The 23,377-nt window shown below is 60.3% G+C and carries 19 protein-coding genes; 13 read left to right on the top strand and 6 right to left on the bottom strand.

What is annotated here, in order from left to right; translation table 11 throughout:
- The first annotated feature begins 44 nt into the window (after positions 1–44).
- From pip to ypfJ, 6 genes are all read left to right on the top strand, one after another.
- A complete protein-coding gene (pip, locus tag FHX76_RS10850; protein ID WP_167150703.1) occupies positions 45–1,007 on the top strand; it encodes a prolyl aminopeptidase in 963 nt (320 codons plus the stop codon).
- A gap of 130 nt (positions 1,008–1,137) precedes the next feature.
- Positions 1,138–2,172 (top strand): ABC transporter ATP-binding protein, encoded by a 1,035-nt coding sequence (locus FHX76_RS10845; RefSeq protein ID WP_167150702.1) that lies wholly within the window; start codon positions 1,138–1,140, stop codon positions 2,170–2,172.
- Complete coding sequence (locus FHX76_RS10840) at positions 2,169–3,032, top strand: ABC-2 transporter permease (protein ID WP_167150701.1); 864 nt, start codon at positions 2,169–2,171, stop codon at positions 3,030–3,032. The genes FHX76_RS10845 and FHX76_RS10840 overlap by 4 nt, the downstream gene beginning before the upstream one ends.
- A 2-nt stretch (positions 3,033–3,034) precedes the next feature.
- Complete coding sequence (locus FHX76_RS10835; protein WP_167150700.1) at positions 3,035–4,324, top strand: sensor histidine kinase; 1,290 nt, start codon at positions 3,035–3,037, stop codon at positions 4,322–4,324.
- Positions 4,321–5,007, top strand: coding sequence for a response regulator transcription factor (locus FHX76_RS10830; protein ID WP_208402653.1), 687 nt, complete (start codon positions 4,321–4,323; stop codon positions 5,005–5,007). Before FHX76_RS10835 ends, FHX76_RS10830 begins: the two co-directional genes overlap by 4 nt.
- Positions 5,008–5,051: 44 nt before the next feature.
- The gene (gene ypfJ / locus FHX76_RS10825; RefSeq protein ID WP_167150699.1) at positions 5,052–5,933 is read left to right on the top strand and encodes a KPN_02809 family neutral zinc metallopeptidase; all 882 of its coding nucleotides are present in this window, start codon (positions 5,052–5,054) and stop codon (positions 5,931–5,933) included.
- 38 nt (positions 5,934–5,971) lie between these two features.
- On the opposite strand, the gene FHX76_RS10820 is transcribed toward ypfJ, so the two are convergent.
- Complete coding sequence (locus FHX76_RS10820; RefSeq protein ID WP_208402652.1) at positions 5,972–7,330, bottom strand: hypothetical protein; 1,359 nt, start codon at positions 7,328–7,330, stop codon at positions 5,972–5,974.
- 183 nt (positions 7,331–7,513) lie between these two features.
- Positions 7,514–8,356 carry a LysR substrate-binding domain-containing protein gene (locus FHX76_RS10815; protein WP_167150697.1) on the bottom strand — a complete coding sequence of 281 codons (843 nt, stop codon included), beginning with the start codon at positions 8,354–8,356 and terminating at the stop codon, positions 7,514–7,516.
- Positions 8,357–8,480: 124 nt separating this feature from the next.
- Between FHX76_RS10815 and FHX76_RS16410 the strand changes: the two genes are divergently transcribed.
- From FHX76_RS16410 to FHX76_RS10785, 6 genes are all read left to right on the top strand, one after another.
- Positions 8,481–11,087, top strand: a complete 2,607-nt coding sequence (locus FHX76_RS16410; protein ID WP_167150696.1) for a LuxR C-terminal-related transcriptional regulator — start codon at positions 8,481–8,483, stop codon at positions 11,085–11,087.
- 171 nt (positions 11,088–11,258) lie between these two features.
- Positions 11,259–12,869: an ATP-binding cassette domain-containing protein gene (locus tag FHX76_RS10805; RefSeq protein ID WP_167150695.1), complete on the top strand. Its 1,611-nt coding sequence runs from the start codon at positions 11,259–11,261 to the stop codon at positions 12,867–12,869.
- Positions 12,870–12,907: 38 nt separating this feature from the next.
- Entirely contained in the window at positions 12,908–14,674 is a 1,767-nt protein-coding gene (locus tag FHX76_RS10800; RefSeq protein WP_341777930.1) for a bifunctional 3'-5' exonuclease/DNA polymerase, read from the top strand.
- 178 nt (positions 14,675–14,852) lie between these two features.
- Entirely contained in the window at positions 14,853–16,235 is a 1,383-nt protein-coding gene (gene abaF / locus FHX76_RS10795) for a fosfomycin efflux MFS transporter AbaF (RefSeq protein WP_341777929.1), read from the top strand.
- Between the two features lie 78 nt (positions 16,236–16,313).
- Entirely contained in the window at positions 16,314–17,219 is a 906-nt protein-coding gene (locus FHX76_RS10790) for a dihydrodipicolinate synthase family protein (RefSeq protein WP_167150694.1), read from the top strand.
- 144 nt (positions 17,220–17,363) lie between these two features.
- Positions 17,364–18,305 carry an ornithine cyclodeaminase family protein gene (locus tag FHX76_RS10785; protein WP_167150693.1) on the top strand — a complete coding sequence of 314 codons (942 nt, stop codon included), beginning with the start codon at positions 17,364–17,366 and terminating at the stop codon, positions 18,303–18,305.
- A 424-nt stretch (positions 18,306–18,729) separates the two neighbouring features.
- Here the strand turns inward: FHX76_RS10785 and FHX76_RS10780 are convergent, their stop codons facing one another.
- On the bottom strand, positions 18,730–19,584 hold the full coding sequence (locus FHX76_RS10780; protein WP_167150692.1) for a LysR family transcriptional regulator: 855 nt from the start codon (positions 19,582–19,584) through the stop codon (positions 18,730–18,732).
- Between the two features lie 68 nt (positions 19,585–19,652).
- Between FHX76_RS10780 and FHX76_RS10775 the strand changes: the two genes are divergently transcribed.
- Positions 19,653–20,717 carry an EamA family transporter gene (locus FHX76_RS10775; RefSeq protein WP_167150691.1) on the top strand — a complete coding sequence of 355 codons (1,065 nt, stop codon included), beginning with the start codon at positions 19,653–19,655 and terminating at the stop codon, positions 20,715–20,717.
- Between the two features lie 63 nt (positions 20,718–20,780).
- On the opposite strand, the gene FHX76_RS10770 is transcribed toward FHX76_RS10775, so the two are convergent.
- From FHX76_RS10770 to FHX76_RS10760, 3 genes are read right to left on the bottom strand one after another with little or no spacing between them, the layout of a single operon-like run.
- Positions 20,781–21,953 (bottom strand): acetyl-CoA C-acyltransferase, encoded by a 1,173-nt coding sequence (locus FHX76_RS10770; protein ID WP_167150690.1) that lies wholly within the window; start codon positions 21,951–21,953, stop codon positions 20,781–20,783.
- Positions 21,950–22,621: a 3-oxoacid CoA-transferase subunit B gene (locus FHX76_RS10765; RefSeq protein ID WP_167150689.1), complete on the bottom strand. Its 672-nt coding sequence runs from the start codon at positions 22,619–22,621 to the stop codon at positions 21,950–21,952. Before FHX76_RS10765 ends, FHX76_RS10770 begins: the two co-directional genes overlap by 4 nt.
- Positions 22,618–23,355, bottom strand: coding sequence for a CoA transferase subunit A (locus tag FHX76_RS10760; protein ID WP_167150688.1), 738 nt, complete (start codon positions 23,353–23,355; stop codon positions 22,618–22,620). The genes FHX76_RS10765 and FHX76_RS10760 overlap by 4 nt, the downstream gene beginning before the upstream one ends.
- Between the last annotated feature and the right edge of the window lie 22 nt (positions 23,356–23,377).

The following is a 23,377-nucleotide window of genomic DNA, read 5'->3' as shown; positions in this document are numbered from 1 at the left end:
TGATCTCTTGAGCGCCACCAGACGAAGCGGAGTACGGTTGAGGAATGGCTGACCTGTACCCCGAGATTGAACCTAACGAAACCGGCATGCTCGATACCGGCGACGGCAACCGTATCTACTGGGAAGAGTCGGGCAACTCCGACGGAAAACCCGTCGTATTCTTGCACGGCGGCCCCGGAGGCGGAACATCCCCGCTGCATCGCCGCTTATTTGACCCCGAGAAGTACCGCATTATCCTGTTTGACCAGCGCGGTTGTGGCAAAAGCACCCCGCACGCCAGTGCTCCGGATGCGGATCTCTCCACGAACACCACCCAGCACCTCATCGCCGACATGGAAAAGCTTCGGGTCAGGGTCGACGCAGATCGCTGGCAGGTCTTTGGTGGCTCATGGGGCAGCACCCTCGCCCTTGCATACGCCGAACAGTACCCGGAGCGAGTGAGCGAACTTATTGTGCGGGGCATTTTCACCCTTCGCGACAGCGAGATCAACTGGTTCTACCAGCAGGGTGCCTCGGCGGTCTTCCCCGATTTTTGGGAAAAGTATGTCGCCCCCGTTCCCGAATCTGAGCGTGGTGACTTTGTTGGTGCGTACAATCGGCTGCTTTCTGACCCAGACCCAGAAGTGCATATTCCCGCCGCCATCGCTTGGACTGTCTGGGAACAATCGACGATTCGTCTGCACCCAGACACCGAGGCAATCGCGGCGTCAGAAGCCGACCGCGAGCACGCCGTAGCATTCGCCCGCATCGAGAACCACTACTTCATCAACCGAGGCTGGCTCGAACCGAACCAACTGATCGCTAACGCCGGGCGTCTCAAAGGCATCCCCGGCGTCATTGTGCAGGGCCGCTACGACATGTGCACCCCGCCGACGACAGCCTGGGACCTGCACAAGGCCTGGCCCGAAGCCGAGTTCACGATGGTGCCGGATGCCGGGCACGCCGTGACCGAACCGGGCATCCTTTCGGCCCTCATCGAGGCCACCGACCGCTTCGCCAACAGTTAAGACCCGACCGCCGAATGGTACCTCGGTGCCACGAGGGCATATCGTTTAATCAGCCCTGCGGTGGACGCGAAGGTTATCCCCCCGTCCGTAATGTAATCAATGTACCTGCCCACATGAAACGGAGAACCACATGATCGAGGCACAAAACCTCACGAAGCGATACGGCTCAAAGACAGCCGTCGACGGGGTGACGTTTACCGTGCGCCCAGGTCAAGTCACCGGCTTCCTCGGCCCAAACGGCGCCGGAAAATCGACCACGATGCGCATGATCGTCGGGCTTGATCGACCAACTCACGGAAGCGTGATTGTGAACGGCCGCCCCTACGCCCAGCACGCGGCGCCACTGCACGAAGTTGGTGCCCTGCTTGATGCAAAGGCTGTGCACACGGGTCGCAGCGCACGCAGCCACCTTCGCGCACTCGCAGCGACCCACCGCATCCCAAACAGCCGGGTTGACCAGGTCATTGAGATGACCGGCCTGAGCTCGGTTGCTGGCAAGCGTGTTGGCGGATTCTCGCTGGGAATGGGCCAGCGCCTCGGCATCGCGGCCGCCCTGCTTGGTGACCCACAAACTCTCATCCTTGACGAGCCCGTGAACGGCCTTGACCCGGATGGCGTGCTCTGGGTGCGCCAGCTGGTTCGTGGGCTGGCCGCCCAGGGAAAGACCGTGTTGCTGTCGAGCCACCTTATGAGCGAGATGGCCCAGACCGCCGATCACATCATCGTCCTCGGCCGCGGCCGCATCATTGCCGACGCGCCCGTTGATCAGCTGGTCGGCTCTGCGACCGCCACAACCGTTCGGGTTCGTACCCCGCACATTCCTCAGCTGCAGGCCGTGCTGGCCGGAGCAGGGGTTACCGTGAGCAACTCCGAGCCTCAGCTGCTCGACGTGACCGGTCTTCCCATCGAACGCGTTGGCGAGCTTGCAGCCTCCGTCGGGGTCGTGCTGTTTGAACTGCGGACCATGACCGGCTCGCTCGAAGACGCCTACCTCAACCTCACCCGTGAAGACGTTGAATACCAAACCGATGCGGCGGCAGGGTTTGACCCGAGGGCCGTATTGCACGGTGGGGCCCAGAACTTCAACCAGGCGCCGGCTGTTCCAGCACCGCCGTTTGACCAAAACCAGTCGTTTGACCAGAACCAGCAGGGAGTAAACCGATGAGCACCGCAACGGTACATCACGTTCCTCAGCCGCAGGCACAACAGTTTGCTCCGGCCCCAAAACACAACGTCAGCTTTGGCGGCACCATGAAGTCCGAATGGATCAAGATCTCGTCGCTGCGCTCCACCTGGTGGTCGCTCGGCACAATCGTGGTCGTTGCGCTCGGACTCTCAGTGCTCATGGCGTTCACCATGACTATTGGCAGCATCGGGGATGTTCCCCCAGAGTTGGGAACAGCGCTTGCTGTGCAGGTGGCTACGTTCCCGCTCACACTCACCTCGCTTGTGGCCGCCGTGCTTGGCGTGCTCATGATCTCGGGTGAATACTCCACCGGAATGATTCGCTCGACCTTTACCGCAGTGCCGAAGCGCACGCCGGCATTCATCGCAAAGGGTGCCATCCTGTTTGTCATCCTGCTTGTTATCGGCTGGGTGACGACGTTTGGTGGATTCCTCTTTACCGCTGGTATCCGTGACTCCGTTGGTATCGGCGCGAGCATCGGTGACGAGGGCGTGCTTGTTGCGCTCTTGAGCGGAGGCCTTGTCCTTGCGCTTGTTGGCCTCATGGCATACGGCATCGGTGCGATTGTCCGTAGCGCCGCTGGTGGCATTGCAATCAGCGTTGCGATCCTCATGATTCTGCCGATTCTTGTTTCGATCCTGAGCCAGTTCGGCTGGGCAGAAGGCCTGGCCGACTACCTGCCAGCAAACGCGGGCCAGGTGCTGTACTCGATGCCGGCGAACGAGTTTATGGGAACCGGAAATGCCATGGAATACTGGCAGGCCCTTCTGGTCCTCCTTGCGTGGGTCGCAGTTGCGATTATCCCCGCAGGCATTCTGCTCAAGCGGAGAGACGTCTAAGCATGACTCACAACAGGTCCGCGGATGTCCCCCAGCCAATGGGGGCAGCCGCGGACCTGCGTTTGCCCCGCCCGCCAGGGGTATTTCGTCGTTTCTGGGCGCGGCATCCACACGTTGTTGATGGGTTGCTTGCCGGTTTTTACGCCCTGCCGACGCTTATTTTTACACTCATCGACGGCATCGGTGGCTTCGGTGTGAGCGATTTTGGGGCGTCAGCCCCTGGCTGGTATGCGTATCACCTGCTCGTTGCGACCGCACTGACCGCAGCAATTTACCTGCGCAGGCGCTTCCCCTTTAGCGGCATCGTTGTTGCCTGGATCGCGATCCTCATCCCGGTGAATGGCTACGAAGTCTTCGATATTCTTGCCGTCTTTATCCTGCTGTATTCGCTGCCGCTCTTTCGGCCCGTCTATCTGGCGTGGATCGGGTACGGCGGCTTGGTCCTCGCCAATTTCATTTCGGGATGGATGGGTCCGTCAGACCCGCTCAACCCATCCAACGCGCTGAGCGCCGCGTTTGTGTTTGTGATCGTGGTGCTTGTCGGTATTAATATCGGGAACCGGCGACGCTATGTTGCCGCCATTATCGACCGCGCGGCCCAACTGGCGCGAGAGCGCGACCAGCAGGCCCAGATCGCGGCGATTGAGGAGCGGGCTCGCATCGCAAGGGAAATGCACGACATTGTTGCTCATTCGCTTTCAGTCATGATTGCCCTTGCCGACGGTGCCGCAGCCGCCGTGAGCAAAAACACCGGAGCGGCCCAAAAGGCCATGGAATCGAGCGCTGAAACGGGGCGAGGCGCGCTTGCCGAAATGCGGCGTCTGCTCGGCGTACTTTCGACCGACGGCGACGAGACGGCCGAATCGATGGAGCGTGTGCCGATGCCGGGGGCCGAGAATATCGTTGCCCTCGTTGAGACGTTTCGTGCCGCCGGCCTTGTTGTCCGTTACAGCGTTGAGGGCGTGCCAACCGGCGATAAGGGCCAACAGCTGACCGTGTACCGCGTCGCCCAAGAATCGCTCACAAACGCCCTTCGCTACGCCGGCGTCGGTGCGACGGTTGATCTCGCGGTGCAGTTTGGCTCAGAATCAACCAGAGTTGTCGTCATTGACGATGGCCGTGGAACGCCCGTCAACGGCAATGAAGGAAGCGGGAGGGGCCTCGCCGGCATCCGCCAGCGTCTTGCCATCTTTGGCGGTAGCGTTGACGCAGCGGCTTACGGCCGAGGTTGGCGCCTTGACGCCGTGATCCCACTGACCGCAACACCACCATCGAAAGAGAACGAGTCATGAGCGACATGAGCCAAGCCCCCATCAGAGTGCTTCTCGTTGATGATCAAGAACTCATCAGGATGGGCTTTCGGCTTGTCATCGACAGCGAAGACGACCTTGCGGTTGTTGGCGACGCCTCCGACGGGATTCAGGCGCTTGCCTCGGTTGCCTCGCTCGCGCCGGATGTTGTGCTTATGGACGTCCGTATGCCGGGGATGGACGGCATTGAGGCGACCCGTCAGATCGCGGCCAAATATCCGGCCAGCAAGGTCATTATCTTGACAACGTTTGATCTTGACGAGTACGCGTTTGCCGGTCTCCGGGCGGGCGCGAGCGGGTTCTTACTCAAGGACGCGAAGCCTGTTGAGCTGTTGGCCGCGATTAGAGCGGTGCACGCCGGTGATGCCGCAGTAGCTCCGAGAGTGACCAAACGGATGATCGAGCTTTTTGGCAACCAGCTGCCTGGCGGGAACGAGTCATCGGCCGGAGCTGGCAATTCGGCCGAGCGACTTGCCGTACTGACTGATCGGGAGCGAGAGGTATTCATCGCCATGGCGGAGGGCTTCAATAACGCGGAGATCGCCCAGAACTTGTTCCTCTCGGAATCAACCGTCAAGACCCATGTCGGAAGGGTGCTGCTCAAACTTGAGCTGCGGGACCGAGTGCACGCGGTGATCCTCGCGCACCAGATCAACGTGGTCTAGCGCAACGGGGTGTGTTTGCGCCCCGCGGCAACTATTCTGTGGGCATGACGTTTAACGAGAACGCGCGCCTTGACCCCTCTCGCGTGCGCAGGACGAGCGGTCGCCGTGGCGCCGTTGTTGGCGGAGGAAGCGTCCTTGGCGTTATCGCCATTGTGGTGCTGTCGCAGCTGTTTGGCGTCGATCTATCGGGGCTGCTCGGTGGGGGAGCAACCTCAACAGAGGTGAGTTCCACCTCGACCTCGGAGAGCCTCGAGCATTGCACAACAGGGTCGTCCGCGAACGAGGACGTCGACTGCCGGATGGTCGGAGCCTACAATTCGCTCAACACGTACTGGGCCGGTCAGGTTGACGGCTATCGCGACCCCGGCCTCAACCTCTTTACGCAGTCGGTGAGTACACGGTGTGGCAATGCGACGAGTGCCACCGGGCCGTTCTACTGCCCAGGCGATGAAACGATCTACATCGACACAGACTTCTTTGACGTTCTGCAGTCGCAGTTTGGGGCAACAGGCGGCGAGCTCTCGCAAATGTACATCATCGCCCACGAGGCGGGACACCACATTTCGACGCTCACCGGGGCGATGTCACAGGCCGACCGCTCCGGTACTGGTCCGGCATCCGACTCCGTACGGATCGAGTTGCAAGCCGACTGTTACGCCGGTGCCTGGGTTGGTAGCGCCACAACCATCAAAGATTCCAACGGCGTAACCTTTTTGGAGCCGGTGACCAAGGCGCAAATCGCCGATGCCCTTGATGCAGCGGCAACCGTCGGCGACGACCGCATCCAGCAGCAGGGGACTGGCCAGATCAACCCTGACGCCTGGACACACGGCTCATCCGAGCAGCGGCAGCGATGGTTTACGACGGGCATGACCAGCGGGCCGCAGTCGTGCGACACGCTCACCGTCCCGGCTGGCCAGCTCTAGGGGCAGCAGAAACTGAAGGGCCCGGCTAATAGATCTGGTTAGAGATTTTTGGAATCAATGAGACGAGAAAAATATCTCCGCCTTTGCCTTTCTCTTGAAATTTGGAACTTCCAGTGGAGATCAACAGGTGAGAAAAGGACAAGCCAGAACATGCTGTATTTGGTTTTTTGGCGTTTTGCCAATTCGAGATCGAGTGGTGCATACCTATCATGAAGGTCGAGCAAAGCTTCGACAGTGATGTGAGCCTTTTTAAGGCCTCGATGGTCATCGGAAATAGTTCGCATCAACTCGTGTCGAGTCTTCTTCCATGGCTTCCGATAACGTCGAATCGCGCAGGAAGCTTCACGTACCTCGTATTGTGCCGGGTTGAATGTAAAGCAAGCATAAAGCCGATAGATGAACGTAATCAGGAGGCTGGTGCTGGTGACAACGAGAACAATGATTCCCTCCCTTGGTTCATGCATCAGGATACTGAGTATCACCAGAGTCAAGAACCCCAGGAGAAGAAAGAACAGAAAAGCTCGGGCCAGCCTTTCTCCGATATCTATGCCGGAACCTTTGGTCCAAAATATGCTGAATAACGCAATAGAGAGGGTTTGGCAAAGTGTAAAACCAATAAGTAGCCGAAGGGAAAACTGAGGCCAAAGTTGCTCAAGCCCGCTGCCAAAAATTTGGGCAAGAATCAAAACTGAGAGGTTTGCCGGAATGAGAAATAGTACTATCCAAGTAACAACGATGGTTAGTACCCAATCGCGCTTTCTCGGTCGATGGGCCAGGTCGGCTTCGCCCGTGCGGAATCGTTGTGACCATAGTATGCGGCGTGCGGTTTCCTGCGGCTTCAGCACCGTCTCTTGAAACTGTAATCTGCGCTGTTGCTCTATGTCGTCGTGCACACCGAATGCTGCCGCAACCCAGGCCAGCAGAAAAGACGTTGCGAGAAGAAGAACACTCTCCATTATTTGGGTCGGGTTTTCAGTAACTTCGTTCCCCAACGCTTTTTGTATTATCACTTGATTCAGGTTTAGAGAAGCAAGGGATACCCCGAGTATGGCAGCGGAATTTCGAATAACGCCACGCCTGTTGTAGTCGCGTTCCTGTTCATCATTAGTCGGGCGGAAGACTCCAAGCGCAAGTGCAACAATCGTTGTCCCGACAACCGCGAGTCCGCCAATCGCAAAGCTCGTACTTACGCCAAGACGGCTAACTAACTCAAGCGACCAGATTGGATTTTTCGTCGCCGAGAACCTATTAAGTAACGCGAACAAGTCGAGAACCGTGATAATCAGAATCGGGCCTAGAATTAGCCCGAAAAAGCGTCTCAGTAAACGGCGGTTAGATTGTGTTTTCGACCGTAGTAAAGCTAATCGATCATCTCGCGTGTATTTTTGATTGTCCACTAGGAGTGGCGTGGCCCGGTTCAACCGTATGTGTTCTGGGGAATGTTTGTAAGTCTGGATAACTCTGCGTCGTTGATTGTTGTATCTGTTTTCCATGGAAACCTAGAGAGTTGCTAAATGTCTAGATCATAACTCAACTTCATAATTTAGTTGTCAACGGGACGCCTCTATGCTCCACGTGAGCTACCGGCGTCGGCCCTTCTTGCCACCCGGTCGGCGACTCGTGCCAAACGGCCGGGGACCAGGCTTTTTCTTTGCCGGTGGAGGCGTGCGCTTTTTTGGCGCGGTTGGCTGTTTTTCTTCTGGCGCACGGGTACCCCGTGAGCTTTTTGCCGTTCGGCCTCGAACGATGCCGATGAAATCTTCGATCTCTGGAGACTCATCGTCTTCGCGCCAGGCGAGCCCAACGCGCGTCTCTTCGCCAGCCGTGAGCGGGCGGTAGATGAGGTCCTTGCGGGCGTGTAGTCGTGCGATTGACTGCGGAACAATGACCAAGCCGAGCCCCGCCGCTACGAGCTCGATAACGTCTTCGATGGTGCGGGGGCCGTATTCGCCGTTGGCAAGGGTTACGGATGCCTCTGGCCAACTGGGCAGGGCATCCGCATTCGGGAGCAGCGGAAGCCCGTCAAGGTCGGCAACGTCAACTGAGTCGAGCGCCGAAATCTCGTGATCCTTTGGCGCAACAACAACCGGAATCTCGGTGTAGAGCGGAATAACGTTGAGGCCGGCGGTGTCTACGGGGAACCGGATGATGCTCATGCCGGCTCGGCCGTCGGCGAGCGCGGCGACCTGGTCGGTGCTGTCCGTACGAAACGACCCGAGTCGTGACTCTGGGAATCGCTGCTGCCAGAGGCGGAACCATTTGGTGGGCACAACGCCCCGCGCAAATGCCACGATAAGCACCGGCTCAGGTACATCAGGCCCGGCCTCGGTCAGATCCGTTTCGTAGTCGAGTTCTGCGTCGGAGCCCGTCTGGCTCTCGGTATCGGCGAGCTCATCGTTGTGCTGGGGCTCGCTCTGTGTCACGATAATTCCTTGTGCCTACTCGACGGATATTTGGTCTGCCAAGACTAACAGCCGCTCACAGAGACTGGAGCGCCACCTGTAGACTCAAGCTGGAAACCTGGGTGGCGTTTCTTGGGGGTGGTTTATGCCGGATCGTTTGGACATCCCGCGCGTACCAAAGGGCGTTATCGCGCGTGAACGCCTTGTGACGAGGCTCGACGTGGCGACGCCACTTGTTGTTGTGCGAGCCCCGACCGGATTTGGGAAAACGACGCTGCTCGCCCAATGGCTCTCAACATGCATCGCCAGCGACCAAGCTGCGATCTATGTTGATGCGAGTCGTGAGCTTATGACCAGAACCTCTCTGCTCCGCTTGCTGTCCGACGCAGTTACACGGCTGATGCCAAAAGACAACACCGAGGTGTTGATGAGCATCGCTGCAGATGAGGCTGACACTGATGCCGCCTATGGCCTGCTGTTTGATGCGCTGCACTCCATGAAACTGCCCACTGTCATCGTGCTCGACGGCTACGAGCCGCTCATCGCCGCCGAGTGTGATCCCATCCTGTTGCAACTTGCGGAGCAGCTTCGCCGCGTCCGTTTTATCGTGGCGACTCGCTCGCCACTCGTGCTCCAACCGTTTGATGTTGAGCCACGGCTTGATGCCAGCTATCTCGGACCTCAAGATCTGCTGCTCACCGCGGGGGAACAGCGCGAGTTTGGGTACGCTTCGGGCGCGCCGACCGAACTGACTGTTGGGGGTGTTGACGCGCGAATACCGCTTGTTTCGCGCCTGCTTGACGTTCAGAGTGGGCAGCCGTCAGCTCCCCGCTTGACCCAGGAACGCGTATTGGCTGCGGAATTTAGCCGCCTCTCGGCTTCTGTTGCCGGCCGCGCGCTGCTGGGATTCTGTGAAACGATCGCCGAAGCGCACACGCTCACCGTGTCACTTGCTTCACGAATGGCTGATAGCGAACGAGCGGGTGACGCGCTGGAGTGGGCCGTTTTTAACGGTTTTGGCGAATGGCGTGTTGTGCACGAGGTGAGCGCGTTTGTGTTTGAACCCGCGGTGAGGGCAGCGCTACTCAAACGACGGCAGTCTGGATCGGCGCGGGCATCCACAACGTCGAGTCACGACCGAGCGATGTGGGCATTTGAAGCGGGCCTTCCCGTCGTTGGCATAGAGATTGCCCTCTCGATCCCAGACCCAACCCTTGCCGCGAGATTCCTGCGAGAACGGTGGCTGTCCTTCAACGAGGGAGAAGCCGCAGACGCGGTTGAGCTCCTCAAGGTCCTCCCCGCTCGGGATATCGAGTCGTCGCCAGCACTGGCAATGTTCCTCGCCCTCGCCTACAACGCGCAGGGCAAACGGGTTCGGGCCCATTCGTTGTTCGCCACGGTTGCCCAGACGGTTGATCGGAGGGGACAAGACGCTGACCCCGAGGAGGCCTTTTGGTCGCTTGCTGCGGCCTCGACGGCGTACCGGCTGATCGGCTCGTTCTCGCTCGCAGCCCGGCGAGCGCAGAGCGCAATGGATCTGGTGCCTCGTCTGAGCGTTGCCCAGCGAGAGCACCTCGGTGAGGCGTATCCGCTGTTGTTGCAGATGTGCGGATGTTCGTTTCTGTATGACGGGCAGTATGAGGCAGCAATCGATGCGTTTGAAGAAGGTATCGCAGTCTCAGATCCCCTCTACCCTGAGGCCCTGTTTCACAGCGCCTCGCTCCTTGCCGGCGCCCTCGCCTATCGAGGAAGCATGGCCCGCGTCCGACACATCGTCGCAAAGATTGAGGATGCCGACCCGCCCGCAGAGTGGCTCAGCGGCTTTTCCGCCTTCATGTATCGGATTGCACGGGCCTACGATGCGCTCGATCGGCTTGATTCAGAGGCGGCCTTTCGCGAGCTTGACGCCGTGCGTCCCCACCTCGGAACGGCCGAGCACTGGGCCCTCTTTGTTGCCCTTGAGGGGGTCGCCCTGCTGTGTCAGGGAAACGCGGCGCAGGCGCTCGCCGTTATCGATGCCTCGCTGGTACCTGACGTGCATCAGGAGACCTCGCCGAACATCCGTGCCGCCCTGCTGAGCGTGCGGGTTCTTGCGCTGCTCTCTGAAGGGCGGGTTGGTGCAGCGAAACGCCAGTTGAAGCTTATGCCTGTCGAGACGACGGCCATTCGCGCATATCGAGGCCTGAGCCAAATCATCGCGAAGAAGCCGCATAAGGCGATGGCGACGCTCGCAGAGGACATTGACCCTGACGGCCCTGTTCGCGAACTGCGCGGACATGCCTTTGCGAAGCTGGTCTATGCCTCGGCCGCCAGGAGAGTTGGCCTCAGGGATGTCTCTCGCGAGATTGCTGAGCTCGCGTTTGAAACCTTAGATCTTGCTCACAGTCGACTACCGCTTGTGCTTATTCCACGCAAAGAGCTCCTTGCGCTTGCGGCGCAGCTTGGGCCAGAACGGCAGGATGCCTGCTCTGACCTCGCAGGTGAGGATGCCATCTGTCTCGATTTGTTCCCTCACGAGATGCACACGATCGCACTCACCGCCCGCGAGATGGCGCTGCTGCGCGATTTGCCCGGTGAGCTCACCCTCGCCCAAATTGCCGAACGGCATGGTGTCTCTGGCAATACGGTAAAGAGCCAGCTGCGTGGGTTGTATCGCAAACTTGATGCTTCCTCGCGGCAGGATGCCGTTGAGCGGGCGACAGCCGAGGGCGTTCTGTTACAGGTTGCCCCGGTCAGCAAGCGCCCCCGATAGCCTCCGCCGTTGATGAGGGACTTGGCAAAATCGTTTTGGCTCGCTAGAGTAACGGCGTGAAGATTTTTTCCTAACCCGATCCGTGCCTGAGGCATACGTTGCGGCTTGAGCATACTGCTCGCCTGATGACACCCGGCGGATACCGAGTTTCTCTTCACAAAGGACTCTCTCTTGTTACAGCTGTCTCTTCTTGCGCGCGATGTGCGCAAACATTTTTCCGACCGTCGTGTGCTCGACGGCATTGACCTCACGGTTGCCCCCGGCTCAAGGGTTGGGCTTGTTGGCGAAAACGGCTCGGGCAAATCGACCCTGCTTCGGCTGCTCGCTGGGCTGGATACGCCTGATTCCGGCGTTGTCGACCGTCCCGCCGCGACCGTGTACGTCGACCAGGACCCGGTCTTTGCAGACGGCGTTACCGTTGGCGGTGTCTTTGCGAAGGCCGTTGCGTCCGCTCACGATACCGTTGCCCTGCTCGAGCGCCTTGGTGAACAACTCGCGGTTGCTGGCGCCTCCGAGTATGAGGCCCTTGCCGCCGAGTATTCGGAGGTGATGGAGTGGGCCGTTGACCACGATGTTTGGGATGCCGATCGTCGCGCCACGCTCACTGCCGACCGGATGGGCATCGGTGGCCTCGACCGGTCCGCGACTGTCGAAACGTTGTCAGGAGGGCAGCGCGCGCGGCTCGCGCTTGCCGCAGCCCTCATCGCACTTCCCGACGCCCTGTTGCTCGACGAACCCACGAACCACCTCGACGATGCGGCCTGCCAGACGCTGGCATCGTTTTTGCGGGACTTCCGCGGCGCGGTCGTCCTCGCCAGCCATGACCGGGTCTTTCTCGATGAGATCTGCACCGATATCGTTGACCTCGACGCCGGGTTTCTTGGTGTCGACGGCAACGGCGGGCGCAGGTTCGGCGGCAATTTCAGCGAATACCTTGCCGCAAAAGCTGCGGCCCGTGCCCGTTGGGAGCGTCGCTACGCTGAGCAGCAGGCAGAGATCATGTTGCTCACCGAGCGCACAGCGCAGGGCATGGAGTCCGTCGCGCATGGACGTGGGCCTCGCGACAACGATAAGTTCATCCACGCGTTTAAGGGGCAAAACGTCGAGCGAACCGTTGCGCGTCGGGTGCATGCGGCCGAGCATCAGCTTGAACTTATCGAACGGGAGCTCGTCCCAAAGCCGCCTATCCCGCTGAGTTTTGATGGTTCCGCCTTGAAGGGTGGCGCGGCCGACGGGTTGGCCATCGAGGCATCCAACTTGCACGTGGCTGGCAGACTTCAGCTTGAGAGCATGGCGGTGGAAGCCGGTTCGAAGGTTTTGGTGACTGGCCCGAACGGTGCTGGAAAGTCGACCCTGTTGGAGACAATCGCGGGTGGCATCCGCCCGTCCTCCGGCTCGCTCAAGGTCCGCGGGCGAGTTGGGCTATTGGGGCAGGATGCGCGCTTTGCTGAGCCCCGCCGGTCAGTTGCCGACTCCTTTACCTTGGCCACACGCAGGGATGTTGACGTGCTGCGGAGGCTTGGGCTTGTGCAGCAGCGTGATCTTTCGCGTCCTATCGGCGCGCTCAGTCTTGGCCAGCAGAAACGCGTCATGCTCGCAATCGTTGTTGCCCGTCAGCCAAGCGTTGTGCTGCTTGACGAGCCGACGAACCATCTTTCGCTTGTACTGGTGGATGAGCTAGAAGAAGCGCTTCGCCAGACCTCGGCAACGGTTTTGGTGGCAAGCCATGATCGTTGGCTGCGATCGCGCTGGGTGGGGGAGCGGCTTGAGCTGTCGGCCTGAATCCCTCGGATGTCAGTGATCTGAGGGAGAATAAGGAGGTGTACATCCTTGTTTCGTCGCCCCCGTCTGCCAAAGGGCAAATTGTGCTGCGGCAGCTCGACAACGAGGGCCAGCTCTTCGATACCTTCTTTCTCGATTCTGTCGATTTTGCGGGAGCAGTCGAGGCGCTTGATGAAGAGGGTGTGCGCTGGGTGTGGAGCGATACCGCCCACTGGTATCCGGGGCTCCTCGAGCAGGGTGTTCGAGTTGGGCGTTGTCACGACCTCCGCCTGTGTCACGTGATCTTGCGCAACGCAGAGGGGGCCGCCGGCTCCGAACTCGCCCACGGCCCGGCCTCCGCCTGGGATGAGGCCTCCGCCGACCGGGTCATTGCTGGCGCCACGCTGTTTGACGATCTGCTCGACGACGGCATGAGCGGCCCAAACGATCCGGGCCGCACGGCTGCTCTTGCCGGCATCCCCGTCTCGCAGTCCGCCGCCTGGGCAGAAATCTCGGACGAGCCAGGAGACAATCCCTACGGCGACGACGAATCCTTGGCCGAGTTCCAACGGCAACTCGAGGCCTGGCTTGGCAGCGATCGCCCTGGCCCGCTTGGCCTCCTACTCGCGGCGGAGTCTGCCGGGGCACTGAGCGCGCAAGAGATGCGATTCTTCGGCATTCCGTGGCATGTTGACGTGCATAACCGTATTCTTACCGAGATGCTTGGGCCAAAGCCCCAGTTTGGCGGGCGCCCTGCCAAGATGGAACGCCTTGCCGAGCAGATTCGGGTGGCCCTTGATGCGCACGGGTTGAATCCAGACTCTCCGCAAGACTTACTCAAGGCGCTCAGGCGCGCTGGGCTTGACGTTTCGAGCACGAGCAAATGGGAGCTCTATAACCTCAAGCATCCCGTTATCGAGCCGTTGCTTGCGTATAAAAAACTGTCAAGGCTGCACACGGCCAACGGCTGGACCTGGCTCGACACCTGGGTTGCCGACGGCCGTTTCCGGCCAGAATATGTTGTTGGTGGCGTGGTCACCGGTCGCTGGGCGGCAAAGGGCGGCGGTGCACTGCAGCTTCCCGCATCCGTTCGGGGTGCCGTTGTTGCCGATCCCGGATGGTCCCTTGTGGTCGCCGATGCCGCGCAACTTGAACCCCGCATCCTCTCGGCCCTTTCTGGTGACCTTGCGATGGCCGAGGCTGGTCGTGGCCACGACCTCTATCAAGCACTGGTCGATCAGGGCGTCGTTGACACCCGTGATCACGCAAAAGTTGCGCTACTTGGTGCGCTGTATGGCGCAACGAGTGGGCAGAGTGCCGCGCTGATGCCCCGCCTGACAAAAGCATTCCCTCAGGCTATTCGACTTGTTGAAGAGGCCGCGCGTGTTGGTGAGCGTGGGGGGATTGTGAGTACGTGGCTTGGCCGCAGTTCGCCACGTCCAGACAAGCTGTGGTGGGTCGATGCGGTGCTTGACTCCGATACTCCCGCCGGCCCGCAGCGAGATCGTGCACGGCAAGAGGCGCGCAGCTGGGGGCGTTTTACCCGCAACTTTGTCTGTCAGGGGAGTGCCGCCGAGTGGGCGCTGAGCTGGCTTGCCGGCCTCAGGCAGCGCCTCGCCGTTCTTGGCGAACCCGGTGCCAGACCCCACCTCGTCTATTTTTTGCACGACGAGGTCATGGTGCACACGCCGGAGGCTTGCGCCGAGCAGGTTATTCAAGCGGTACGGGAGTCTGCGGCAGCGGCCGGGCGGCTATTGTTTGGCGAGTTTCCGGTCGAGTTTCCCGTCGAGGCCGTTGTTGTTGATAACTATGGGGCGGCCAAATAACCGTTGCCTGACGAGCTACCAGCGGGCTGCCTGAGTGGCGTCAGCGAGTTGACACGTGGGCAATTCTTCCATGTAATATGTCACATATTGCTAGTGGTTCAGTGAAGAGCGTCTCGGCGATGAGCGTTCCGTTGGGTCATGGCAATGGCTGTTTACATTACTCAATGAGGAGAATACTGTGGCAAATCAATCGGTTCTTAACGCGGGATCACTCCCTCCACCAGACGTACAGAAGGCGCCATCTGGGCTGAGGCGTGTTGTCGCGGCAGCGATGGTCGGTACGGTTGCGGAGTGGTACGAGTTTTTTCTCTACGGCACCGCGTCGGCGCTGGTGTTTGGGACGCATTTTTTCAAGCAGACGGGCAACCCCATCGATGGGGTGCTAGCCGCATTTGCGCTCTACGCGGTTGGGTTTGCCGCGCGGCCAATTGGTGGCCTCGTGTTTGGTCACTTTGGTGACAAGATCGGGCGAAAGCAGCTGCTTCAACTCAGCCTTATCGTTGTCGGAATTACAACATTCCTCATGGGATGCCTGCCGACGTTTGACCAAATCGGCTACTGGGCGCCGGTTCTGCTGGTGACACTGCGTCTGATTCAGGGGTTTGCCTTTGGTGGTGAATGGGGTGGGGCCATCATCCTTGTGAGTGAACACAGCCCAGATAATCGGCGCGGATTTTGGGCAAGCTGGCCGCAGGCCGGCGTTCCCGCCGGAAACTTGGTTGCGACGCTTGTGCTGCTTGGGCTCTCAAGCTGGCTTCCTGAGGAAAGCTTCCTGTCGTGGGGGTGGCGGGTCGCGTTCTGGTTCTCTGCTGTGGTTGTACTGATCGGATATTGGATTCGCACGCGCGTTGACGATGCGCCGATTTTTAAGGAGGCGCTGGCAAAGCAGGCCCTCGATGAGAATAAGCAACTCGGCGTTGTTGAGGTGCTGCGCTATCACTGGCGTTCCGTGTTGATTGGCATCGGAGCTCGGTTCGCCGAGAATATTCTCTACTACATTGTGGTGACGTTCTCGATTACCTATCTCAAACTGGTTGTGGATGTTGATACCACCCGCATCCTGCTGTTGATGTTTGGTGCGCACGCGGTGCATTTCTTCCTGATTCCACTTATGGGGTATCTCTCGGACATTATTGGGCGTAAGCCTGTCTATCTGGTCGGCGCGGTGCTGACCGCGTTCTGGGGGTTTATTGGGTTCCCGATGATGGATACGGGGAACGACTGGATCATCATGGCTGCCATCGTGCTTGGGCTGGCGATTGAGTCGATGACCTATGCCCCGTACTCGGCTCTGATGGCGGAGATGTTCCCAACGCGCATTCGCTACACTGCGCTGTCGCTCTGCTATCAGTTTGCTCCGCTGCTTGCGGGCTCGCTTGCTCCGTTGATTGCGCTGTCCCTGTTGAATGCCTATGACTCGTCAATCCCGATCTCGTTGTACCTGGTTGTCGCGGCGGTGATCTCGATCGTTGCGGTGAGCCTGACCAAGGAAACAAAGGGAAAGTCACTTCGGGAAGTTGACGAAGAATCCGCCGAAAGAATTGCCTCGCTTAAAAAGTAATGCAATGTGACATTGTACTGATAGGGTAGAGCCAGACCACGTTCGACCTTCCACGTAAAACTGATTCAAGGAGAAAACATGACCGAGACGAAGAAGCCCTGGCACGGCGTTCAGGTAGCGACGGCGCTTCCGTTCAACGATGACCTGACGGTCGATTACGACGGCTATGCCGAGCACGTGAAGTTCCTGGCCGACAACGGCTGCCACGGTGTTGCGCCAAACGGTTCACTTGGCGAGTACCAGACACTGAGCGACGAAGAGCGCGCCCGCGTGATCACGACGGCGGTTGAGGCTGCGCCGGAAGGCTTCGGTGTTATGGCCGGAGTTGGCGCATACGGTGCGCTGCAGACCGCCCACTGGACCGAGCAGGCAGCGGAAGCCGGCGCAAAGTCGGTCATGCTCCTCCCGCCAAACACCTACCGCGCCAACGAGGAAGAGGTCGTGAACCACTACCGCGAGGCAGCCAAGGTTGGCCTGCCGATCGTTGCGTACAACAACCCGATCGACACGAAGGTTGACCTCACCCCATCGATCATCGCGCGGATGTTCCACGAGGGCCTCATCGTTGGTGTGAAGGAATTCACGGGAGACCCCCGTCGTGCATACGAGATCAAGGAACTTGCTCCCGGCATGGACCTGCTCATCGGCACCGACGACACCGTTCTTGAGATGGGAATCGCTGGAGCAGTTGGCTGGGTTGCCGGCTACCCCAACGCCATCCCGCAGAGCACGGTTGAGCTCTACACGCTCGCAACCTCGAACGACCCAGAGAGCTGGGCAAAGGCTCGCGAGATTTACCGCGACCTGCACTCGCTGCTCCGCTGGGACACCAAAACCGAGTTTGTCCAGGCAATCAAGCTGTCGATGGATATCGTTGGACGCAAGGGTGGCGCAAGCCGTCCTCCTCGTGGAGTGCTCTCCGACGAGATGTTTGCCGGAATCACCCGCGACACCGAGGCTGCACTGGCTAAGGGCTACAAATAAACACTCGCCTTCTGACCAACGCGTGCGCTCGATGAGCGGATGCGGGTAGAAACGAAGCACCCGGCGGCCGCCCACTGAACTGTGGGCGGCCGCTGACGCATATCTCGGCTGTGTCAAGCTCACGGCCACAACAAAGGAGAACAGATGACGCTGGCCTACATCGACGCGAAGCAGCTTCGCGAGATTGCCACTCCCCAGGTCGCCGTTGCAGCCCTTGAGGCAGCGCTGCGCAGCGAAATTGATCCGGAACGCGACAGCCCCAGACTGTTTAGCCCAGCTCCAGCCGGTGAGTTTTTGCTCATGCCGACAGCGGGCACTACCTACTCTGGTGTGAAGGTTGTCACGATCGCCCCGGAGAACCCTGCAAAGGGGCATCCGAAAATTCAGGGAACCTACCTTCTCTTTGATTCGGCGACCCTTGCGCCGATTGCGCTCATGGATGGCGCAGAGCTGACGCTGATTCGCACTCCAGCGACATCAGTCCTCGCGATCAAGCACATGCTTGCCGCTGATCCGCGCGGGGCACGCACCTCAAGCGGAACCGTTATTGTGTTCGGTGCAGGCCCCCAGGCGTGGAACCACATTGAGACGCTCGCCGCTATTGCGCCACCGACAGAGGTGCTGATTGTTGGCCGACGTGCGGAGCGAGTGAACGAAGTTGTTGGGCAGTGCACCGCGGCGGGCATCTCCGCCAGGGCCGCCACAGCAGACGAGGTGTCGAAGGCCGACGTCGTCATTTGTGTGACGTCATCGTCGGTGCCGGTATTTGATGGTGCCCTCGTTGCCGATCATGCTGTGGTTGCTGCGGTCGGATCCCACGGCCTTGACGCCCGCGAGCTTGAGGCTGACTTGGTTCGTCGGGCGGATGTTGTGGTTGAGAGCCGGGCCGGCGCGATGCGCGAGGGTGGTGACCTCATCCCTGCTCGTTCGCCGGAGGAATGGGCAGAGCACCAGCTGACAAACCTTGCCGAGCTTGTTGCCGGAGGACTCGTTCGCAGAGCGGGCCACCCCGCCGTGTACTCGGGTGTTGGCATGGCCTGGCAGGACATCGTGACGGCCGCGGCCGTGTACGAACAAACTCGCTAGGGCTTAGGGCTTAGGCTTCTTGGGCTGGGGCCTGAGTTGGGCTCAGCCTATGGCTTGGGCTTGGGCTAGTGCTAGTGCTAATGCTGGAGCTAATGCTGGAGCTGGAGCTTGGGCTTCTTGGGTTGGGGCTCGGGCATGAACCTGAACCCGGGTCCGAGCGCCTCCGGGCGACTTTCCCTCAGCGGCTCGGCCCTTCCCGGCCCGCGTAGGACGCAGATTGGTCACAAATCCACCCATATCTTGCAGCATGCGTGGATTTGTGACCAATCTCTTCGCAGTCGCAGTCGCAGTCGCAGTCGCAGTCGCAGTCGCAGTCGCAGTCGCGGTCGCGGTCGCGGTCGCAGTCGCGATCGCCTCTGCGACTGCGGTCCGGCAGTGCTGCCGTCACGGACCCGGCACGGATGCCGCCGCCGTGGCAGGCCGGCTACGAGCGGTAGAGGGCAGTGAGCAGGTTTGTAACCGCGCGGTGCATCGGGTGCGGGTCGTCTTTCCACCAGGCTACGGAGACGGCGATTGGTGGCGCATCCTTGACAAGGCGGTAGACGATGCCTGGCCGCCGATACTGATGCATCGTCGCCTCGGAGGTGATGCCAACAGCCGCCCCGGAAGCGATGAGCGCGAGCCAGTCGTCGACATTGGCCGTGTATCGGATGCCCTGTGGCTGGGCGTCTTCTGGCCAGAGCGCCGCAGTGGTTGTTCCCGTCCTTCGGTCGGCCGCGATGACTCGCTCGGCGATCTCGGCGAGCCTGATTGAGCGGCGCCGTGCCCACTCGTCATCGGCAGCCATGACGCAGTAACGCAGCTCGACCCCAACGACGGCGGTTGCAAACTTGCGCTCGTCAACCGCCTGTCGCACAACGGCGATGTCACATTTGCCTTCTGCGAGGCCGGAGGTTGGGGTGTTCGTGCTGAAGAGGGTGAGCTCGGTTGCCGGATGGGCGGCTGCCCAGTTCTTTTGAAACGCAACCGTGTGCTTGCCGATTGCCGACCAGGCGAATCCGACGCGAAGATGATCGTTGCCTGCCGCCCCGAGGGATTCAAGATCTTCAACTTCGGCGAGGATCCGACGCGCGAGGAGCAGCGCCCGCGTGCCCGTCGCGGTTGGCGTCACTTCGCGGGTCGTGCGCCTGATTAGTCGGGTGCCGAGGCTGGCCTCGAGGGCGGCAACGAGTCGAGAAACGGTTGCCTGCGAGGTGTCAAGTTCGAGCGCGGCGTCGGTGAAGCTTTCTGTGTCGGCGACCGCTACGAGGGCGCGCAACTGTTTGAGCTCGATATTCATACGTCTAGCGTATAGGTTGCGTCGATTATGCATTATGTGAATAGGGGAATGGAATGCATACTGTCTGCATGAGCGCAGCAGAGAACATCATCAACCCGGCAACGGGTGTCGATGCTGCCGCATTCGTTGCCGGAGATCTCGACCATGCTGCGCAGACCAGAGCCGCCGAAGCCGCCAGGTATGCGTCGCCGAAAGAGCAGGTCATCGGCGTCGCGACGATGATCGGAACGGCATCCTCGAATCAGGTTGGCGCTGCAATTGGTGCCATGGCCTTCCCCTTTATCGGCCCGTTCGGTGTTGTCGCCGTCCGCCAATTCACCGCGGCCATTGTGCTCATGTCGGTCGCCCGCCCCAAACTGCGCACGTTTACCTGGTCACAGTGGTGGCCGGTGCTGTTGCTCGCCGTTGTGCTTGGCACCATGAACCTCACGCTCTACGTCGCGATTGACCGACTCGGGCTTGGCATGGCGGTCACTCTCGAGTTCCTTGGGCCACTCGGGGTGGCGCTCTTCGCAGGGCGAAGCAGACTCACGCTCTTGTGTGGCGCGATTGCCGCGACCGGCGTGGTTGTGCTGACCGCTCCCGGCCCCACAACCGATGTGATTGGTCTCTCGGTTGGGCTCGTCTCAGCCCTCTGCTGGGCCTCCTACATTCTGCTCAACCGCGTGATCGGGAGAAGGATGCCAGGGGTGCAAGGCGCGGCAGCCGCATCCCTCGTCTCCTCAATCTTCTTCATTCCGGTGTTTATCATCGTGATGCTGCATGCCCCGTTCACGATAGCGGCGCTCGGGCTTGCCGTTGTGGCCGGCATCATGTGTTCTGCAATTCCTTTCGCGGCGGATCTCATAACGCTGAGACGCGTCCCAACCCATGTGTTTGGCATATTCATGAGCATCAACCCCTTCCTCGCAGCGGTGTCAGGCGCCGTTCTGCTGCACCAGATGCTTGGGCTGCATGAGTGGATTGGCATGGGGCTCATCATCGTTGCCAACATAATGGCGGTGCTGCTGTCGCGTCGCTCCGCCGCGCTGAGTGCCCGTGGCGGGGCTAGCGGTCCTCGCCGATCAATCCTGCCGTTCAGCGGCAAAGGCACGGTGTCAGCCCGTGCCGTATCCATCCGTCCCAAGCCCTGAGCAACTACTACCTCTCTGCTCACGGCTTGGGGCGGACGGACGCGACCGTCTCATCGCTCCGAGTTACCGTGCCTCCAGCACAATTGCGGACCCCTGCCCGCCCCCGCCACAAATCCCTACGGCGCCAAGCGATCCGTGGCCGAGATCGGTCAGCCTTCTGGCGAGGTGGCCAACAATTCTGGCACCGGAAGCGCCGATAGGATGACCAAGCGCAATCGCGCCTCCGTTGGCATTGACAATGGCCGGATCGATACCAAGCAGCGCTGTTGAGTGCACAGAAACAGAGGCGAACGCCTCGTTGATCTCAACGGCCGCGAGGTCCCCAGAGCCGTAGGGGGTGCGTGCGAGTGCTGCCGAGATCGCGTTCGCCGGCTGAGCGTGCAGCGAGACGTCTGGTCCGGCTACGAGCGAGTGGGCGAGGATGCGCGCGAGCCCGACGATCCCGTTGCGTTCCGCATACGCTGCGCTCACCAGCACAATCGCAGCGGCGCCGTCTGTGATTTGGGAGGAATTACCGGCAGTGATGGTGCCATCGGCGCCAAAGGCTGGGCGGAGCGTGCTCAGCGATTCAACCGTGGTTGATGCCCTGAGCCCATCATCCGCTGAGACACGGGTATCGCCGCGCCTGCTCGTAACGGTGAACGGCTCAATCTCTTTGGCCAGGAATTCCAGCGATGCGGCGACGCGGGCGTGGGATGCTGCGGCTACCGTGTCCTGCTGGGCGCGGGTGATGCCGAGGCTGGTGTTGCCTGCTTCTGTTGAGACGCCCATCGAGCGTTTCTCGAAGGCATCGGTCAGGCCGTCGTGCTCAAGCGTGTCGATGAACTCGGCTGATCCGTAGGCCTTTCCTGCGCGCGAGCCTGACCACGCGTGCGGCGCGAGTGACATCGACTCTTGGCCGACCGCGACCACAACATCGGCCTCGCCCCCAGCAATCAGGCGGTAGCCCGCGGTAACCGCCTCGGTGCCAGACAGGCATACGGCGTTGAGCGTGAGCGCTGGCACATTGAGGGGGATACCAGCGCCAATCGCGGTCTGTCTTGCAGGGTTCTGTCCTGCTCCGCCCTGCAATACCTGGCCGGCGATGAGCGCGTTGACATCGGCAGGTCCCACGCCGGCCCGAGCAAGGGCGGCCTTCGTCGCGTGTGCCCCGAGTACGGTCGCAGGAATATCGCGAAATGCGCCGTTGAACTTCGCGAAGGGTGTGCGCGCGTAACCTGCGATGATGACGCTCATTGTGGTGCTCCTTGGCTGAGGGAGGCAGCAAGTTGCCGTTCGACGGTGAATGGTGCCCCCGTGATTCTGGTGAGTAGCTCGATGGTAGTGCCGGGCGAGAGCGCGGCGACAACGAGTCCGTCGGGTGTGACATCAAAAACGGCCCGATCGGTGATGATCTTGTGGACAACCTTCGAGCCGGTGAGGGGAAGACTGCACTCCGCCACGACTTTGGGAGAACCGTCTTTTGCCACGTGTTCGGTCACGACGATCACGTGCGGCGTACCAGCAACAAGGTCCATGGCGCCGCCCATGCCCTTGACGAGTTTTCCCGGTACCATCCAGTTTGCGAGATCGCCATTGCTAGAGACCTGGAGCGCCCCGAGGATGGCCGTGCGCACATGGCCACCGCGAATCATCCCAAACGAGGTTGCGGAGTCAAAATAACTGCCGCCCCCGTTGAGGGTCACCGTTTGTTTTCCGGCGTTGATGAGATCGGCATCCTCGTCTCCGTCGAAGGGAAATTCTCCCATGCCGAGGAGTCCATTTTCGCTCTGAAGTGTCACCCGAACCCCCTCTGGGATGTGGTTCGCCACGAGGGTCGGGATGCCGATGCCCAGATTGACGTAGTCCCCATCGTTGAGTTCTGCCGCGGCGAGCGCCGCAACTTCGTCGCGTGTCCAGGTCATGATGCGTTCCGTTCCAGCAGTTGCGCAGTGCGTCTCTCTGCGGGGCGCACGGTGAGCTGCTCAATATCTTTTTTGCGAGGGGTCGCCTGTACGAGTTGCTGCACAAAAATGCCGGGCGTGACGACGGTATTGGGGGACAGATATCCATCAGCGACGATGTACTCTGCTTCGGCGACGGTGTGTATGCCTGCGGTAGCGACGAGCGGATTGAAGTTGCGGGCGCTGTGGCGATACTCAAGGTTGCCTTCGAGGTCGGCGCGGTACGCGTGCACGAGGGCGAGATCAGCGACGATGCCGCGTTCGAGGAGGTAGGTTTCGCCCTCAAAATCGTGGTGCTCTTTACCCTCGGCAACGGGGGTTCCGACGCCGGACTTCGTGTAGAAGCCGGGGATGCCGGCACCACCTGCCCGAAGTCGCTCCGCGAGGGTGCCCTGTGGCGCAAATTCAACCTCGACGGTGCCATCGAGGTATTGCTTGGCGAAGAGTTTATTCTCGCCAACGTATGACGCAACTACTCGGCGAACCTGCTTGCTCTCGAGGAGTAGCCCGAGCCCTTTTCCGTCAACGCCCATGTTATTTGAGATGATTTCGAGGTTGGTTGCTCCCGAATCTCTGACGGCTTCGATGAGGTCGGAGGGGATGCCGCAGAGTCCAAATCCTCCAACCGCGATGGTCATTCCATCGCTGATACAGTCGTGAATTGCTTCCGCTGCTGATGACATACGAACTGGCATTGCACTCCTCTGTGCGGGGGAC

The sequence above is a fragment of the Lysinibacter cavernae genome (assembly GCF_011758565.1).
Lineage (GTDB): Bacteria > Actinomycetota > Actinomycetes > Actinomycetales > Microbacteriaceae > Lysinibacter > Lysinibacter cavernae.
The sequence above is the reverse complement of the archived record's forward strand: the minus strand, read 5'-3'. Positions and strand labels throughout refer to the sequence as shown.

What these genes read in the sequence shown, in the direction of transcription:
- pip (WP_167150703.1), top strand. Translation starts at nt 45, where the DNA reads ATGGCTGACCTGTACCCCGAGATTGAACCTAACGAAACCGGCATGCTC.
- FHX76_RS10845 (WP_167150702.1), top strand. Translation starts at nt 1,138, where the DNA reads ATGATCGAGGCACAAAACCTCACGAAGCGATACGGCTCAAAGACAGCC.
- FHX76_RS10840 (WP_167150701.1), top strand. Translation starts at nt 2,169, where the DNA reads ATGAGCACCGCAACGGTACATCACGTTCCTCAGCCGCAGGCACAACAG.
- FHX76_RS10835 (WP_167150700.1), top strand. Translation starts at nt 3,035, where the DNA reads ATGACTCACAACAGGTCCGCGGATGTCCCCCAGCCAATGGGGGCAGCC.
- FHX76_RS10830 (WP_208402653.1), top strand. Translation starts at nt 4,321, where the DNA reads ATGAGCGACATGAGCCAAGCCCCCATCAGAGTGCTTCTCGTTGATGAT.
- ypfJ (WP_167150699.1), top strand. Translation starts at nt 5,052, where the DNA reads ATGACGTTTAACGAGAACGCGCGCCTTGACCCCTCTCGCGTGCGCAGG.
- FHX76_RS16410 (WP_167150696.1), top strand. Translation starts at nt 8,481, where the DNA reads ATGCCGGATCGTTTGGACATCCCGCGCGTACCAAAGGGCGTTATCGCG.
- FHX76_RS10790 (WP_167150694.1), top strand. Translation starts at nt 16,314, where the DNA reads ATGACCGAGACGAAGAAGCCCTGGCACGGCGTTCAGGTAGCGACGGCG.
- FHX76_RS10785 (WP_167150693.1), top strand. Translation starts at nt 17,364, where the DNA reads ATGACGCTGGCCTACATCGACGCGAAGCAGCTTCGCGAGATTGCCACT.
- FHX76_RS10780 (WP_167150692.1), bottom strand. Translation starts at nt 19,584, where the DNA reads ATGAATATCGAGCTCAAACAGTTGCGCGCCCTCGTAGCGGTCGCCGAC.
- FHX76_RS10775 (WP_167150691.1), top strand. Translation starts at nt 19,653, where the DNA reads ATGAGCGCAGCAGAGAACATCATCAACCCGGCAACGGGTGTCGATGCT.
- FHX76_RS10770 (WP_167150690.1), bottom strand. Translation starts at nt 21,953, where the DNA reads ATGAGCGTCATCATCGCAGGTTACGCGCGCACACCCTTCGCGAAGTTC.
- FHX76_RS10765 (WP_167150689.1), bottom strand. Translation starts at nt 22,621, where the DNA reads ATGACCTGGACACGCGACGAAGTTGCGGCGCTCGCCGCGGCAGAACTC.
- FHX76_RS10760 (WP_167150688.1), bottom strand. Translation starts at nt 23,355, where the DNA reads ATGCCAGTTCGTATGTCATCAGCAGCGGAAGCAATTCACGACTGTATC.